Raw genomic sequence first — 16,104 nt, 5'->3', positions numbered from 1 at the left:
CCCACGGCTTTTGTATGCTGTTTACTTTACGTATTGTTCGAGCCAGTCGGTAAAGCTATTGAGACGAAACACCCGGTGCCAAGGTTTGCCGTTGCGACTCATGCCATGAAATTCACCGGGGTAGCGGATGAATTTCGTTGGGGCTTTATTCAAGTATTTCACGGCGCTATATAAGATTTCCCCTTGCTCGATGGGGCAGCGCAAGTCTCCTTCTTGATGTTCGATGAGTAAGGGAGTTGTAATGTTTTCGACATAGGTAATGGGGCTTTGTTCGCGGTACCAGGCATCATCAGGCTGCCATGGTGCGACGTTGTCGGCTCGCCGCATCCAGTGCCATCCGCCATCTCCGGTTCCCACCATGGCACGCCAGTCGACGACAGAACGCATGGTAATGGCGGCTTTAAAGCGCTGGGTATGGCCTACAATCCAGTTGGTCATATAACCCCCATAAGAGCCCCCCGCGACGCCTAGACGTTCGGGGTCGATCCATGGATTAGCGGCCAAAGCCGTATCAAGCCCCGCCATGATGTCATCATAATCTTTGTGACCCCATTCTTTTTGGATGGCCAGACAAAAATCGCGGCCATACCCTTGAGATCCTCGGGGATTGGTATAAATGACACCGTAGCCATGAGCAGCGAGCCACTGAAACTCAAGGAAGAAGCTATCGGCATACATCATCATCGGTCCCCCATGAATCTCTAACACGGCGGGATAGGTGTGATTTTCTTCGGCGCCGATGGGCTTCATCACCCAGCCGTCAATTTCCGGCCCGCCTGCGGCATGATAATGGAAGCGGGCGGGAGCAGATAGCTGCACGGTTTGCAACAATTCGCGGTTTGGGTCGGCGACGGGGGTCAGCTCATCGTTTTCAATGTCTAGCCATTCGAGTTGGCTGGGGTTGGTCGGGACACTTTTGGCGAGGAGCACGGATGAGCCATCGGCCGAGAGGTCATAGCTGTAATAGACATGAGGTCCTTGGGTCAATAAATCGACGGTATCGTTTTCTAGGTCAATTTCGGCCAGTTGTACCGTGCCGTGATTACTTGTTAGGCTCAGCAGGGAACGGCCATTATGACGAAAATGCAGAGGATTGCTCCCGGTGCCGATCATATCGGATAAGGATTCGTCCGCAAATGGGCGATCCCATGAAGGGGCGACGCGCTGTACGTGCTCGGGGGCGTCGAAGGTTGTGACATATAACGACGGGTTGTCGTAACCTAAGTCCTCTGTGCGGTCGGCCACAAAGAAGACGCGGTGGCCATCGGGATGGACGACGGCTTGACGGGCCGACAAACCGGCAGGGCTGATGCGAATAGGCGCCTTTGGGCTATGCAATGGGTTGGCCAAGGCATAGACATGTTCTTCAAATGACTCCCGGTCATAGTCGTCACCGTAGCGCGACGTGAATACCAGCCATTGTCCATCAGGCGAGATGGCGAGTGCATCATGCCGGTACGGTCCGTGGGTCAGTTGTACCGCGTCTTTGGCGTCTAATGTCATGCGCACAATATGAGGACGCCGGGGGCCATAATAGCCGATGCCGTCCATTTTATGGGCGAGTTCCGTGATGACCTTGACGTCCTGATTGAATTTATGGTATTCATCGTCGCTTGGTGCCTGCGACTCGTCTTGAATGCCGTCTTCGTCCAGTTGCGCAATGGCATACAAGGTGCGAGAATCCGGGCCCCAAATAAAAGAATCAATTCCTCCGGCAATCCGGCTTTGTTGGCGCGCCTCTCCTCCTTGCGTGGACATCACCCAAATTTGTTTGTGGCCACTGCGTTTGGATAGGAATGCCAGCCATTGGCCGTCGGGGGAAAAACGGGGATGGGTGTCTTCGGGCCCTTGGGTAAAGGGTTCGGGGCTTTCGCCCGGCCACACTTTCATAATGCGGGTATGATAGGTGTTGTCTTTGCGGTTGGCCTGACTTTCCACGTATACGGCTAAGTTTTTGCCAGGACATAGGCGCACATCTCCTGCCAATTTAAAGGCAAATAGGTCATCAGCATTGAGCCTACGCATCGCATGAGCCTCCTTTGTGGTTTCGTACCCAGTCTATGTACCAATCTGAGGACAAAGGTGGCAAAGAACCAAAGAAATGGTCAGCGCCTTGCTATAATGTCCTGGAACCGTTATTCGCGAAAACAGGCGAAAAGTCCTGCACGGTGCGTTGAGGAAAGGGCGGTTATCGAAAGGTCATGTCCCAAGCACTTTGGAAACCTGCCGCTGTTTGTGTGTGCTTGGTGTGGGAGCACGAATGGCAGGTGTTGGTGATAAGGCGGGCTGATGCCTTGAGCGAACATCCCGGACAATGTGGTTTGCCCGGGGGCCGTCCGGTTCCCCAAGACCGGTCATTGTGGGAGACCGCACGCCGAGAAACCTTCGAAGAAGTGGGCGTATGGTTAACCGATGCCCAATGTCAGGGCGCTTTGGAGCCTGTTGTGGTACGGGGCAGTGGGTATGAGATTGTGCCATGGATTGCCCTATGCGAGTCGCGCCCCAAGTGCGTGTTAAACGCGGCCGAAGTGGCCAGTGCACACTGGATTTCGCAAACTCATCTGGCGGCAAGCCGGCGTCAAACGGAGAGCGGGTGGGTGTATAAATGCCCAGATGGAACGATTTGGGGGGCGACGGCTCGCATCCTGCATCAATTGGAATTATGGGAAGGCTGGATACGTTCATGAAAGATCGAGAGTCCCCGGAGATCCGCGTCCTTCATACCTTGCATGAATTTGCAGCCGTCAAACGCATTGAAGACGCTGTTTGGCAAGAGGGTGAAGGGACTCCAGCGGCTTTGCTCAAAGTCTTTGCGGATCATGGCGGCCTCATTTTAGGGGCATTTGTCAAAGAAGAGATGGTGGGCATGGCCGTCGCGATGCCAGCGCGCATGGGAGATCATTGGTATTTGCATTCCCACATGATGGCCATTATGCCGGGATACCGCAGTTTGGGCTTGGGATCGCATTTGAAGCAGGAACAAGTCCGGTGGGCTAAAACCTATGGCTATGAATTCGTAGGATGGACATTTGATCCTCTCCAGGTCCGCAATGCGATCTTTAATTTACGCGTGCTTAAGGCCCACGTGTTGGACTTTGCTCCGAATTATTACGGCACGATGGGCGATACCCTCAACGGGAATTTTCCCAGTCACCGGTTTTTTGCGGTGTCTGAAGACCTTGAGGGCATTTCGCAGAAGCCCCAAGGATTGTTGCCGATACCTCACGACATCACGGCGCTTAGACGCGAACATCCCACCCAAGCCCAAAAATGGGCTGACCGCTATGCACGGTTTTTTGCCAGCCCAACACGTCGGCGCATTGTGGGCTTGGTGCGTTCGCCCTTAGGACAGTGGTGTTATGCGTGGACAGAGGCAAGGCCGTTAGACCAATCGTGAAAAACGACTCAGGGAGGGATAGGCAATGCGTCTTGAACAAGTGGTTTTGCAATTTGTGTCGCTGCCATTGAAATCACCATTTGAGACTTCATTTGGTCTTGAACGCGACAAACGCACGTGGCTCGTGACCGTCCGCGGGGAAGGCATTGAAGGCTACGCGGAATCGGTCGCCTCAGATGCACCGCTTTACAGCGAAGAAACTAGTGCCAGCGTCTATTATGCTATTCGCGACCACATTGTGCCCAGACTGACCGGAGATATTCCACACCCGGAGGCGGTGTGGGAAAAGCTTTCTGGGCTAAGAGGCAACCGCATGGCCAAAGCGGCCGTTGAAATGGCTATTTGGGATTGGTTTGCCCGGGCTCAAGGCGTGCCGCTGTTTCAGCTTTTGGGGGGACAAGAGGCGGTCCACCGCATTCCGGTGGGGGTGTCCATTGGGATTCAACCGTCGACCAACGAGCTAGTCAAAGTGGCTCGGGATTATTGGTCCCAAGGATATCGGCGCTTGAAAATTAAAATTCGTCCGGGTTGGGACTTAGAACCGCTTACCGCGGTCCGTGATGCGTTAGGACCAGAGGTACCAATGATGGCAGATGCCAATTCCGCATACACGTTGGACGATATTTCGACCTTGCAAGCTCTAGATCCGCTCCATTTGATGATGATCGAACAACCCTTAGGGTATGATGATTATGTGGACCATGCCGTACTAGCTCGCCACATCGCTACCCCTATTTGTTTAGATGAAGCGGTGCATTCCCCCGCTGATGCGCGCAAGGCCTTTGAGATGGGCTCGTGTCAAATTATCAATCTTAAAGTCGGACGGGTAGGAGGATACCAGCAAGCTTTGGGCATCAACCGCTTTGCTCTTGATCATCAGCTTCCGCTGTGGTGCGGAGGGATGTTGGAAACGGGAGTGGGACGCGCGCATAACCTGCACTTAACCACGTTAGCTGGGTTTACGCTGCCAGGAGACACTTCCGCGAGCGATCGCTACTTTGACGAAGACATTATTGCCACCCCGTTTGTGTTAAACCCAGATGGAACCTTAACTGTTCCCACGGGGCCGGGTATTGGGGTGGACGTGAATGCGAAACGGTTGCAGAGCGTCTGTACGTATGAGGAAGTCTTGGCTGTTGCTCAGGGCCCAAAGGGGGGATTTCCTGAACATGACTTGGGACGATGAACGATTAAAACAGCTGATAAAGGATTTGGTATTGATCGAGTCCCCCTCGTTTGATGCAGAGGGAGTGGAGCGGGTCGAACAGCGGGTGGTGGATGCACTCGATGCAGTAGGAGCACAGTGCACGTTTCATCCGACGCCGCGTGGACCGATTTTGGAAGTGCGCAGGGGACAAGGGGGGGCTCTGCTGTTAGGTCATGCGGACACGGTTTGGCCCGCAGGGACCTTGAAGACCATGCCATTTATAGATTCAGGTGGTGGTTTGGCAGGACCTGGGGTCTTGGATATGAAGGCTGGCTTGGCTTATACCGCAGCGGCTGTATCCCAACTGCCAGCGGATGTGCCATTCGATTGGCTCGTCACGCCCGATGAGGAAGTGGGCAGTGAAGTCAGCCGAAGTCTCATTGAAGACCGTGCCAAAATGGCCTCTTTAGTGTTGGTCGCTGAGCCTGGAGCGGAAGCGGGTGCTTTGAAAATTGGCCGAGCGGGTGTGGGGAGTTTCCTGTTAGAAATTGTCGGGATTGCCAGCCATGCCGGACTAGATCCGCGCCAAGGCGCCAGCGCTATCCGCGAATTAGCGCAGCAAATCTTGTGGCTCGGCAGTCTCGAAAACCAAGTACTAGGCACGACGGTTAATGTTGGGGTCGTCGAAGGCGGCACACGTCCGAATGTGATTGCGGGCCATGCGAAAGCGCAAATCGATATCCGCGTGCGCACTGTGAAGGAAATGGAACGGATGCAGGAAACTTTGAATCATCCGCCACACTTCGATACACGCACATCGATCCGCTATGTGGGCGGATTTAGTCGCCCTCCCATGGATTTGCGCCCCGAGGCGGCTTGGTGGTTTGATTGGGCCGCGAGCGTGTGGCATGAGATGACGGGTCAGGTTTTGGCGGGCGTCAATGTCGGAGGGGCCAGCGATGGCAATTTCACGGCCACTTTGGCACCCACGTTGGACGGTTTGGGCGCGGTAGGACAAGGGGCGCATGCCCTGCACGAGCGCATGGAATGGGATTATACCATGCCGCGCATCCATTTGCTCCAAGCGTTAATCACCCACGCTGCCCTCAAGGAGGAGAGGCCGTGAAGGTTTATGCACTGGTGGGTCCGAGTGGAACCGGGAAAAGCCACCGGGCCTCGATGGTTGCCTTGGAGAAGAATGCCGAGGCCATTATCGATGATGGGCTCTTGATTTCAGAAGGACGCATTGTGGCAGGATACTCTGCCAAACGGGAAGCGACCATGGTCGCCGCTGTTAAACGGGCGATTTTGGCCGATCCCGAGCATGCCCGGCTCATCAAAGAGGCGATTGCCCGGTTGCATTTGTCATCGCTTTTGATCTTAGGGACGTCAGCGCACATGATTCAGCGGATTTTGAAGGCGTTGGACATGGAAGGCGTTCCGGTGCATTGGATTTTGATCGAATCGGTGACGACGTCTGAGGAACGAGCTTTAGCCCAACGAATTCGCCGCGAAGAGGGCAAGCATGTCATCCCGGCGCCAACGATGGAAGTGCGCAAGTCGTTTTCGGGATATCTCATTGATCCCTTGCGCTTTATTTTCCGCCGCAAAGGTCGGGCCGTGATGGTCGAGAAATCCATCGTGCGACCAACGTATTCCGGTCTGGGCCGCTTTTACATTTCGGATACCGTGGTTACCGCCTTGGTGATGCATGTGGCGCGGCAGTGCCCAGGCCTTTACCGCGTTCACCGGGTGAGTGTGCAAACCGTTCCCGCGGGTCTTAGTATCGCCTTGGATGTAAGCCTTTCGATGTCTGGCAATTTATTCGCCATCTTAAAAGACGTGCAACTGCATGTGAAGCAGGAAATTGAGATGATGACCGCGCTGAACGTTCTCGTGCTCGACGTCGTCGCGCGGCGCGTTGTGCCGACAACAATCGTCCAGTCCCCGAAGCAGCTGGCATAAGGTGCATGGGGTGACGCAAATATCTGGAGAAAGGCAGGACACTATGCCGCAGCGAGTGCTGGTGGTCGATGATGAATCCGCGATTGTGGAGCTCGTGGCCTACAATTTGGGCCGTGAGGGCTTTGACGTGTTGACAGAGAGTGACGGTGAACGCGGGCTAAAACGCGCTTTGGCGGAGAAGCCGGATTTGATTGTGTTGGATGTCATGTTGCCGGGATTGTCCGGGATGGACGTGTGTCGGTCCATTCGCAAGGAAACGGATATTCCGGTGATTATGCTCACCGCCCGCAAAGATGAATTAGACCGAGTTTTGGGATTAGAACTCGGGGCAGATGACTACGTCACAAAACCTTTTTCGCCGCGCGAGCTTGTTGCCCGAGTCAAAGCCATCTTGCGCCGTGCGAAGAGGCCGCGTGATAAGGAAACCGAAGAGAGCGGCGACATCGAGCGTAACGGCTTGCGCTTGGAGTTGGATAAGAGGGAGGCCCTTTTGGACAACAAGCCGCTTCATCTGACCTTTACCGAATTTGAATTGTTGGCTATCTTAGCGCGCAATCCGGGGCGGGCCTTTACCCGCGATGATCTCCTGGTGCGGGTCTGGGGCCAAGATTTTTTTGGTGATGCGCGGACGGTGGATGTGCACATTCGCCACTTGCGCGAAAAATTGCAAGAAGATCCGCAAGCCCCCCGCTTTATTGAGACGGTGCGCGGCGTTGGCTACCGGTTTAAGGAATTGTCTAATGCCCCGAGTTAAGGGAGGGTAAGGCGGCAGTGGAGCGACAAGACCTGAGAGGCACGGGGCTTTGGCGAAGTGTCCGGGTGAGGGAATGAAGAAGTGTAAACGCTGTTTTTTATTGCCGCTGGGGATTTTAGGGCTGGCGACGCTAGCGGGGATTGTAATGCCGACGGCACATGGCCCCGTGGAAGCCCTGATCTTATATATTGCTGCGTGGCTATGGGCCTTGCGCTTTGCAGATTGGTTGCGCCAGCGAGACCGGTTGTTGGATGAGACGGTGGTGCAGTTAACGGAGACGGTGGACCGGTGGGCATCAGGCGATCTACAAGCGCGTGTGTATTTAGATCAAGCCGACCCGCTAGACTCTTTGGCCCACGGAATGAACCGCGTCGCTGAGGTGCTAGCGGAGCGGACCGAGGATTTGCAGCAAGACAAGGAGCGGCTCGAAGCCATCCTGAGTAGTATGGCCAATGGCATTATCATTTTAGGGCACGGGCTCACAATTACCTTGATTAATCAAGCGGCGTATGAACTCTTTGGAATTCCCCCGGGCAACGTGATTGGTCGCCATCTCTTGGAAGTGGTCCGGGATATGGCGCTCGATGACGCCGTCGCCAAGGTCACTCAAGAAGGCGGGACGGAAACGGTGTTATGGAGCCCACCGGATAATGACAGTCTTGTGGTGGAAGTGACAGCCGGGGCGCTCAACCAACCGATTGGCGGGTTGGGGGCGGTATTGGTCGCACGCAATGTGTCCGCCCAAAAGCAAGTGGAGCGTATGCGCCAGGATTTCGTGGCGAACGTCAGTCATGAGCTGCAAACGCCTCTGACCGTAATTCGCGGTTTTACAGAGACGCTTTTGGATAATCCGGATGACCCGTCTGCCAGACGGTTTTTGGAACTCATTCATGAAGAAGCAGGACGCATGAGCCGCCTGGTCGATGACTTGCTGACGCTGTCACGGATGGAGCATCATTCGATGCCGATGACCAGACAGCCTGTCGATATTCCTGTCTTAGTGGAGTCCATGGCGGTCAAGTTGGCGCCCCGCATTGAAGCGGCCGAGTTGACACTGGATAACCGCGTGCCGCAGCACATGCCACTAGTGTCAGGCGATCCCGATTTGCTGGCCGAAGTCTTAATGAATTTGGTGGCCAATGCCGTGCAGTATACACCTGCGGGAGGACTCATCACAGTCAGTATGGCGCTGGACGTGGGGAGTCATATGGTGGGGATCTCCGTAAAAGATACGGGGATTGGGATTCCTGCGCAGGATTTGCCGAGAATTTTCGAGCGCTTCTACCGCGTCGATCGGGCGCGTTCGCGGGCCTCGGGCGGGACCGGCTTAGGGTTGGCCATTGTTAAACATATCATGGAACTGCATGGGGGCCGCATAGAAGTAAAGAGTACGGTCGGAGCCGGGACTGAATTTATTGTGTGGTTAATGGAGTATGAGAGCGAGCAGGGTGGATGATGATATCGCGCAGACAATTTCTGATAGCGATGGGAGCGGCCAGTATGGCCGCTTTGGGCGGACGATTCAGCGCCATGGCGCAAAGGCGGCAACGCTACGTGAGCATCATGGGTGCCACGTCTTGTATTCCCTTTGTGAAGGCGTACCTGCCCCAGTGGGAACATGACCATCCGGGCATGACGGTTGCTGTCACGGGGGGTGGCTCCTACGCGGGCTTGCGCGCTCTAGGATTAGGCCAAGCAGATATTGCGATGGCAGACCTTGCACCACCTCCCGGCTTTCTGGTGGTACCTGTTCAGCGCTACCCTCTGGGCCGCTTGCCGATTGTGTTGGTTGCGGGGCCCCAGGTAGGAATTAGGGGCTTATCGTGGAATCAGGCCCGAGCGGTGTTTGCCGGAGACATTGTCAATTGGAGAGAGCTGGGGGGCGCCAATTTACCTGTAATTGCGGTGTCACGCCCGGAAAGTTCAGGCGCGCGGGATGTGATGCAGCACAGGATTTTAGGGGCCCGGCCTTTTTCACCGCATTGCATTATCCAGTTATCGAACGGGGCGGTGATGCGCACGGTCGTGGAAACGCCGGGGGCTATTGGTTATGTAGAAGCCACCGCGCCCTTAAGGGAGATTACGGTCCTGACCTTACAGGGCACCGTTTTTGATCCCACTAGGTGGCAGCAGTGGCCGCTTTATGCTGAGCCTGCTTTGTATCTGCGCGCCCAAGCACCAAAGGAGGTAAAAGATTTGGCCGCCTTTTTGCAAAGCCGCCCCGGGCGGCGACAATTTGGCTTCTATGCGGCGTCTGAACAAGGATTCGTCTATGCGCGCTGACCGGTGGGCGCAAGGGATTTTTCAAGCGGCGTTTGGCCTGTTTATCGCCGTCTGGACTGTATTTCTTGCGGTGATTGCGGTAGGCGCCTGGCATTTTGTCGTCATTAATGGCTGGATTACGCCCCTCTTGTCGACCCATTGGAGTCCCTTGGCAGGGCATTACGGTATGCTGGCCTTTATTTTAGGGAGCATCACGGTCACCGCATTGGCGCTGATTTTGGCCGCTCCGTGGGTGTTGGCACTGGCCGTCGCGGGTGGGCGCATCTTGCGCGGAACAATGCAGCAAACCTTTATTCAGCTTTTGACGGTCTTTGTGGCGGTGCCGTCTGTGATTTATGGGTGGTGGGGACTCACGATCATCGTGCCCCTAGTGCGGCGCCTGAGCGGGACTTCGGGCTTTGGGCCCCTCAGCGCAGGGGTGGTATTGGCGCTTATGATTGTGCCGACTTTCAGCATTATGGCGCTGCATGCGGTGCGTCAAGTCCCATCCGCGCTGGTGGAGGGATCTTTGGCGTTAGGTGCGACCGATGATCAGACGCTGTGGCATATGGTCTTGCCAAGTGCTTGGCCAGCGCTGGCGCAGGCTTTTTTGGTGGCAGTGGGACGAGCCTTGGGGGAGACGATTGCCGTGCAGATGGTCATTGGCGGCCAAAGCCGTTTGACGTCGTTGCTAAAGCCTAGTGCAACGTTGACGTCGCAGCTTTTGACCGATTTAGCGCTGATGCCACCGAAAACGCCCGGCCATGATGCTTTGGACTTTATGGCCATTTGGTTGGTGCTACTCATGGCCGTTTTAGTGGGACTGCAGTACCGGATGAGGAGGGGACTTAGGGGATGAATGAGCAACCATTAAATCTCAAGCGCCTTCATCCGACGCGTCACGGTCGCACGGCGCATGGACTACTTGCCGCTTTGGCCATAGTGGCATTGCTGCTGTTATTGTCGGTCCTGTTGCCTTTGGTTTGGCAGGCGCTGCCGGCGCTTACGGCGCCGTTTTTGTGGGGCAAAGGACAGGGGGCTATAGGGCCTGAAGTCCTCAACACCCTGAGTTTGGTGGGGGGCAGCGAACTGCTTTCTTTTCCCCTAGCCCTGTTGGTGGGGTTGTACCGGGTGGAGTGGGTCAAGTCCCAAGGTCCATTGCTGCGTGTTTTTGATCAATTTGCGACAACAATGCTGAGCGTGCCGAGTATTGTGATAGGCCTTGTCGTGGTGGATGTGGCGATCGCCCGGTGGCATTGGCCGGTATCAACGATGACCGGCATTGTCGCGTTGGCGTTAATGAACTGGCCCTTGTCGGTAGCCTATGTGGTGGAAGCGCTGCAGCAAATTCCCGGACGTTATCGCGAAGGATCTTGGGCTTTAGGGGCTTCGCGCTGGCAAACGGTGCGCTATTTAATCTTGCCCTTGGCCTGGCCGCAGATGGTCGAACAAGCGGGCCTAGCCACGGCCCGTCTCATGGGTGAGACGGCTGTGCTGATTTATACAGCAGGGGTCAATGCCGCTGTCCATTGGTCTTTGTGGGGGCCGGGAGAATCGTTAGCTGTGCATTTGTGGCTTTTGCGTACAGAAGGGGTGGGGCAAAATGCCCAAGCTCAAGCTGCTGCAACGGGTGTGGTGTTGCTGGCTTTCGTCGTATTGGTGCTGTGGGGGAGCAAGCGTATGGCACAATGGTTGAAAAACGCCTAACGAAAAGGGAGGGAGTCAGCACGATCCCGGATATTCGCGTGCAAGAATTAGAGGTGTGGTATGGGCCGGCTAAGGCGCTGGAAAATGTCAGCTTGCACCTTGAACAAGGAGCGGTGTTAGCGCTCATTGGCCCGTCAGGCTGCGGCAAGTCGACCTTTTTGCGGGTTTTAAACAGGATGATTGATCAGGTTCCAACGGTGCGGGTGAAAGGTTCGGTACACATTGGAGCATTTAATGTGTTGGACGATGACATTGACGTCACCGCGCTCAGGCGCACCGTCGGCATGGTGTTTCAACAACCGAATCCCTTTCCCATGACGATATTTGATAACGTGGCCTATGGCCCGCGTTTGGCGGGCGTGCGGTCTGCGACCAAGCTCCGCCAAATTGTGGAGGACAGTCTCAAAAAATCGGCATTGTGGGATGAAGTGCGCGGCAAACTGCGGCGTAGCGCGATGACGCTGTCCGGGGGACAGCAGCAGCGGCTGTGTATGGCCCGGGCGTTGGCGGTGCATCCGCATGTGCTGTTATTGGACGAGCCCACCGCGAGTCTCGACCCGGTTTCGACGGCGAAAATTGAGGAATTGATTGTGCAATTTAAAGGACGGTATACCATGGTCATCGTGACGCACAATTTGCAGCAAGCGGCGCGCGTCTCGGATCTCGTGGCATTTTTTGAACAGGGCCACCTCGTGGAAATGGGGCCCACGCACGATATTTTTACCGCCCCGCAAGAACGCCGGACGGAAGAGTTTTTGACAGGGCGTTTTGAATAAGCTTGGGGGTATGGGAGGCAGGGTATGATTCGACAGTCATTCCATCAAGAATTAATGCAATTGGAACAAGAATTGATTCGTATGGGCGCCTTAGTGGAAGATCAGTTGCGCCGGGCGGTGCGGTCTTTAACGGAGCGCAATTTAGTGTTGGCCAGACAAGTCATTGCTGAGGATGACCGGGTGGACGCCATGGAAATGGATATTGAGCGCCGTTGCCTTACGCTTTTGGCGCTGCAGCAGCCCTTAGCCAGCGATCTGCGGGTCGTGTCCACGGCTCTTAAAATCATCACCGACTTGGAGCGGATGGCAGACCATGCCTCAGATATCGCCAAGGTAACTGTGCGGCTCAATCAAGAGCCGTTAATTAAACCGCTCGTGGACATTCCAGAAATGGCGCGATTGGCAAGTTCTATGGTGCGCTTAGCGCTTAATGCCTATATTCACCGCAGTATTGAAGAAGCCATGACGATGATTCGATTAGATGATGATGTCGACCATCTCTATGCCAGTGTATTTCGCGAGCTCTTGGAGATCATGCGGATGCGGCCGGATACGGTGGCCCAAGGCACGTATCTGCTGTTTGTGGCGAATTACATCGAACGCGTGGCCGACCACGCGACGAATCTTGGCGAATGGGTGATTTATATGGTCACTGGCCAGCGAAAAGAGTTGAATGACTGACCGTTCACCCCTGTCAGTCCACAAAATTGGCAAAACTCTATTCATTTCGCGTCCGAATAGGTGCAGTTCGCGGCTCTTTTCGTTACAATATTCACGAGCGTCGCTTTATCACAATACTTGGGAGGGTATACCATGATAAGAGTGGGCATCAATGGATTTGGGAGCATTGGTCGGAGGTTTTTCCGAATTGCGCAAAAACAGGATGTATTTGAGATTGTTGCGATAAATGACTTAACCGATGCGGCAACGATTGCCCATCTGCTGAAATATGATTCCAACTATGGCATTTTTAATGCGGATGTGCGGGCTGAAGGATCAGATCTGGTGGTCAACGGCCGCGCCATTAAAGTCTTTGCGCAACGCGATCCGGCGTCGATTCCTTGGCGTGATGAGGGAGTTGATATTGTCATTGAATCGACCGGGTTGTTCACCGATGCCAACAAAGCTCGGGCCCACATCGAGGGTGGCGGCGCCAAGAAGGTCATTATTTCCGCACCGGCGTCCCATGAAGATGCGACCATTGTGTTGGGCGTCAACGAGAAGACGTATGACCCCGCCCGTCATCAAATTATCTCCAATGCTTCGTGCACGACCAACTGCCTAGCACCCGTCGCCAAAGTGCTGGATGAAACGTTTGGCATTGAGAACGGGCTCATGACTACCGTGCATTCTTATACGAACGACCAGCGGCTTCTCGATTTGCCCCACAGCGATTTAAGACGGGCACGAGCAGCCGCTATGAATATTATTCCCAGCAGCACGGGAGCGGCGAGAGCTTTGCATTTGGTCTTACCGCAGTTGAAAGGTAAACTCAACGGCATGTCCTTGCGGGTCCCAACGCCTGTAGTGTCCATTGTCGACTTGACGGTCAACACCACCAAACCTCTATCCAAAGAGGCGGTCAATGAGGCGTTTAAGGAAGCGGCGGCGAGCGAGTTGCGCGGCATTTTGGAGTATTGCGACGCGCCTTTGGTCTCCTCCGACTTCAAGGGCAATCCGCACTCCAGTATTTTCGACAGTCGGGAAACCATGACAATGGGCGATCACATGGTCAAGGTTTTGGCGTGGTACGACAATGAATGGGGTTACGCGAACCGGCTTGCAGACTTGTGCCAAATGGTTGCAGAAAAGGGCGTGTCCGCATGACGACGCCTTTTCGCCGAATTACCGATATTGGACCCGTTTATGGAAAGCGTGTGTTAGTGCGCGTCGACTTTAATGTGCCCATTGATGCGGCAACCGGCGAAATTACGGACGACAGCCGGATTCAAGGATCGCTTCCCACGTTGGATGCGTTAGTGGAACAAGGGGCTCGGGTGATTGCCGTAAGCCATAGAGGCCGACCCAAAGGTCCCTCCGCCAAAGACAGTTTGGCGCCTGTCGTAGCCTATTTGCAAAAACTGCGGACGTATCCCGTGAAGCTTACGGGTGAGGCGCGAAGTGATGAAGCCGTCCAAGCCGTAGAAGCCCTGCAGCCGGGAGAATTACTCGTGCTCGAGAACTTGCGGTTTGACCCAGGCGAAACAGCCAATGATCCGGAACTGGCAAGGCGCTTGGCCTCCTTTGCCGACCTTTATGTCAACGATGCTTTTGGTACGTCGCATCGGCAGCATGCCTCCATTGTAGGGGTGCCGAAATATCTTCCCGCATATGCGGGGGAGTTGATGGCCGAGGAACTCGATCATCTGGACCGCGTGTTGGCCCATCCCACGCGTCCTTATTGGGCGATTATTGGCGGGGCCAAAGTGTCAGACAAAGTCAAATTGCTGAGCCGTCTCTTGGAGCTGGTGGACGGCATTATTATCGGCGGCGGAATGGCGAACACGTTTTTGGCGGCACAAGGATACTCCATGGGGGCGTCATTGGTGGAAGAGGGCGTCATTCCCGAAGCGACACGGCTGTTGGAACAAGCTCAGGCTAAGGGCGTGACGGTGGTGCTGCCCAAAGACGTCTTGGTTGCCAAGGAGTTCCGTGCGGATACGCCCTACCGAGCCGCGCTGGTGACGGATATTCACGCGGATGAGATGGCGCTAGACATTGGACCAAGAACCGTCGAAACCATTATCGCGGCGCTTCAGCCAGCTCAAACCGTGTTGTGGAATGGGCCTATGGGGGTTTTTGAATTTGAAGCCTTTGCACAGGGCACGATTCAGGTGGCCCAGGCCTTAGCTGCCCTAAATGTCTCCGTAGTTGTCGGAGGCGGTGATTCCGTGGCGGCTGTTAGCAAGGCGGGCGTCAAGGACAAGATGACTCACATTTCGACAGGCGGAGGCGCAACTTTGCGCTACTTAGAAGGGGAGGAACTGCCTGGCATTCAGGCCCTGCGCCAGCCTGCAGAGGCATGAGAGAAAGGGGGGGACATCTACGCGGGAACAGTTTCTCATCGCGAACTGGAAAATGCATAAAACCGTCGAAGAAGGACGGGCGTTTGGCCGCCACTTGATTCGGCGTCTCTCTGAAGCGGGGGACCAACCTCCGACTTTGGTGGTCTGCCCGACGTTGCCGGGACTTTGGCCGTTGGCCCGCGAGTTTGCGGGTACACCGGTAGGGGTCGGGGCCCAGAACTTGGACTTAGGACGCGAAGGCGCTTTGACGGGGGCTGTGTCAGGCTATCTTCTGCGCGAAGCGGGCGCCCAGTTTGTCATCATCGGCCATTCCGAACGGCGGCAAGTGTTCCACGAAACGGATGATGTGATTGGCCAGAAGGTGGCGCAAGCATATCAATCGCGTCTACGGCCCATTCTCTGTGTTGGAGAGTCCGCTCAAGAATATCGTCAAGGCAGTACGTTGTCTGTGGTGGAGCGGCAATTGCAGGCTCTAGCGCCGTACGTGGATGACAAGATGATGCAAACCTTGATCGTGGCCTATGAACCCGTTTGGGCGATTGGGACGGGCGAAGTTCCCGAGCCCGGGCAAGCTAACCATGTGGCCGCCGCTATTCGTGAGGTGTTGGACCGTATGGCGCCAGGGTCAGGGGAAAACGTGCCCGTATTGTATGGGGGCAGTGTCAACGCAAAAAATATTCGACCGTTTATGGGCGAGAAGGATATTGACGGAGCTCTAGTCGGCGGGGCATCATTGCAAGTGGAAGAGTTTCTGGCAATGGCCCGGAACAGCTGCTGACGCGAGAAAGAAGGGTCGATTTTGTGGGGCGTTTTCACAAACGACTGGGTAATCGACAAGAACGGGCGGCGACAATGGGCCGCCCGTTCCCTTTTTGTCTTCTAAGAGCGGAGTCTTGTGATGTATTGGGGGACGTCCAGAAACTTTTCTTCAACGAACCGGCCCGTATTTTTTGTTGAAAGGTGCTAATCGTGATATGGTTGAACGGACGAATCGACACGGACCGTGTTGCGAAGAGTAGCTCCGTCCAGCTTTCGGGAGTGGTGTTGAGGGCAGGTGGGCATTCTAACGT

General features: G+C 55.1%; 16 protein-coding genes. 15 read left to right on the top strand and 1 reads right to left on the bottom strand.

Going from position 1 to position 16,104, the window contains the following annotated elements; translation table 11 throughout:
- Window positions 1-21 precede the first annotated feature (21 nt).
- On the bottom strand, window positions 22-2,025 hold the full coding sequence (locus CO251_RS06115; protein ID WP_103374914.1) for a S9 family peptidase: 2,004 nt from the start codon (window positions 2,023-2,025) through the stop codon (window positions 22-24).
- Window positions 2,026-2,201: 176 nt separating this feature from the next.
- Between CO251_RS06115 and CO251_RS06110 the strand changes: the two genes are divergently transcribed.
- The 15 genes from CO251_RS06110 to tpiA all read left to right on the top strand — a co-directional run bounded on the left by CO251_RS06110 (window position 2,202) and on the right by tpiA (window position 15,812).
- Window positions 2,202-2,687, top strand: a complete 486-nt coding sequence (locus CO251_RS06110) for a CoA pyrophosphatase (RefSeq protein WP_103374913.1) — start codon at window positions 2,202-2,204, stop codon at window positions 2,685-2,687.
- Window positions 2,684-3,397 (top strand): GNAT family N-acetyltransferase, encoded by a 714-nt coding sequence (locus tag CO251_RS06105; protein WP_158246207.1) that lies wholly within the window; start codon window positions 2,684-2,686, stop codon window positions 3,395-3,397. The genes CO251_RS06110 and CO251_RS06105 overlap by 4 nt, the downstream gene beginning before the upstream one ends.
- Before the next feature lie 25 nt (window positions 3,398-3,422).
- A complete protein-coding gene (gene menC / locus CO251_RS06100) occupies window positions 3,423-4,583 on the top strand; it encodes an o-succinylbenzoate synthase (RefSeq protein ID WP_103374911.1) in 1,161 nt (386 codons plus the stop codon).
- The gene (locus CO251_RS06095; RefSeq protein WP_158246206.1) at window positions 4,567-5,670 is read left to right on the top strand and encodes a M20/M25/M40 family metallo-hydrolase; all 1,104 of its coding nucleotides are present in this window, start codon (window positions 4,567-4,569) and stop codon (window positions 5,668-5,670) included. Before menC ends, CO251_RS06095 begins: the two co-directional genes overlap by 17 nt.
- Window positions 5,667-6,509: a hypothetical protein gene (locus CO251_RS06090; RefSeq protein ID WP_103374909.1), complete on the top strand. Its 843-nt coding sequence runs from the start codon at window positions 5,667-5,669 to the stop codon at window positions 6,507-6,509. The genes CO251_RS06095 and CO251_RS06090 overlap by 4 nt, the downstream gene beginning before the upstream one ends.
- Window positions 6,510-6,552: 43 nt before the next feature.
- Window positions 6,553-7,263: a winged helix-turn-helix domain-containing protein gene (locus CO251_RS06085; protein ID WP_103374908.1), complete on the top strand. Its 711-nt coding sequence runs from the start codon at window positions 6,553-6,555 to the stop codon at window positions 7,261-7,263.
- A 73-nt stretch (window positions 7,264-7,336) separates the two neighbouring features.
- Window positions 7,337-8,719 (top strand): ATP-binding protein, encoded by a 1,383-nt coding sequence (locus tag CO251_RS06080; protein ID WP_103374907.1) that lies wholly within the window; start codon window positions 7,337-7,339, stop codon window positions 8,717-8,719.
- On the top strand, window positions 8,716-9,546 hold the full coding sequence (locus CO251_RS06075; RefSeq protein WP_103374906.1) for a substrate-binding domain-containing protein: 831 nt from the start codon (window positions 8,716-8,718) through the stop codon (window positions 9,544-9,546). The genes CO251_RS06080 and CO251_RS06075 overlap by 4 nt, the downstream gene beginning before the upstream one ends.
- Window positions 9,536-10,384, top strand: coding sequence for a PstC family ABC transporter permease (locus CO251_RS06070; protein ID WP_158246205.1), 849 nt, complete (start codon window positions 9,536-9,538; stop codon window positions 10,382-10,384). Before CO251_RS06075 ends, CO251_RS06070 begins: the two co-directional genes overlap by 11 nt.
- Window positions 10,381-11,232, top strand: a complete 852-nt coding sequence (locus tag CO251_RS06065; protein ID WP_103374904.1) for a PstA family ABC transporter permease — start codon at window positions 10,381-10,383, stop codon at window positions 11,230-11,232. The genes CO251_RS06070 and CO251_RS06065 overlap by 4 nt, the downstream gene beginning before the upstream one ends.
- Window positions 11,214-12,008: a phosphate ABC transporter ATP-binding protein PstB gene (gene pstB / locus CO251_RS06060; RefSeq protein ID WP_103374903.1), complete on the top strand. Its 795-nt coding sequence runs from the start codon at window positions 11,214-11,216 to the stop codon at window positions 12,006-12,008. Before CO251_RS06065 ends, pstB begins: the two co-directional genes overlap by 19 nt.
- A gap of 24 nt (window positions 12,009-12,032) precedes the next feature.
- A complete protein-coding gene (gene phoU, locus CO251_RS06055; RefSeq protein ID WP_103374902.1) occupies window positions 12,033-12,689 on the top strand; it encodes a phosphate signaling complex protein PhoU in 657 nt (218 codons plus the stop codon).
- 132 nt (window positions 12,690-12,821) lie between these two features.
- Window positions 12,822-13,835 (top strand): type I glyceraldehyde-3-phosphate dehydrogenase, encoded by a 1,014-nt coding sequence (gene gap / locus CO251_RS06050; protein WP_103374901.1) that lies wholly within the window; start codon window positions 12,822-12,824, stop codon window positions 13,833-13,835.
- Window positions 13,832-15,034 carry a phosphoglycerate kinase gene (gene pgk / locus CO251_RS06045; RefSeq protein ID WP_103374900.1) on the top strand — a complete coding sequence of 401 codons (1,203 nt, stop codon included), beginning with the start codon at window positions 13,832-13,834 and terminating at the stop codon, window positions 15,032-15,034. The genes gap and pgk overlap by 4 nt, the downstream gene beginning before the upstream one ends.
- Window positions 14,997-15,812, top strand: a complete 816-nt coding sequence (gene tpiA / locus CO251_RS06040; RefSeq protein WP_369825234.1) for a triose-phosphate isomerase — start codon at window positions 14,997-14,999, stop codon at window positions 15,810-15,812. Before pgk ends, tpiA begins: the two co-directional genes overlap by 38 nt.
- Window positions 15,813-16,104 lie beyond the last annotated feature (292 nt).

Origin of the sequence: Sulfobacillus sp. hq2 (genome assembly GCF_002903155.1) — a bacterium.
GTDB classification, from domain to species: Bacteria; Bacillota; Sulfobacillia; order Sulfobacillales; family Sulfobacillaceae; genus Sulfobacillus; species Sulfobacillus thermotolerans.
Note: the sequence above shows the minus strand (reverse complement) of the source record. Positions and strands in the feature narration are given on the sequence as shown.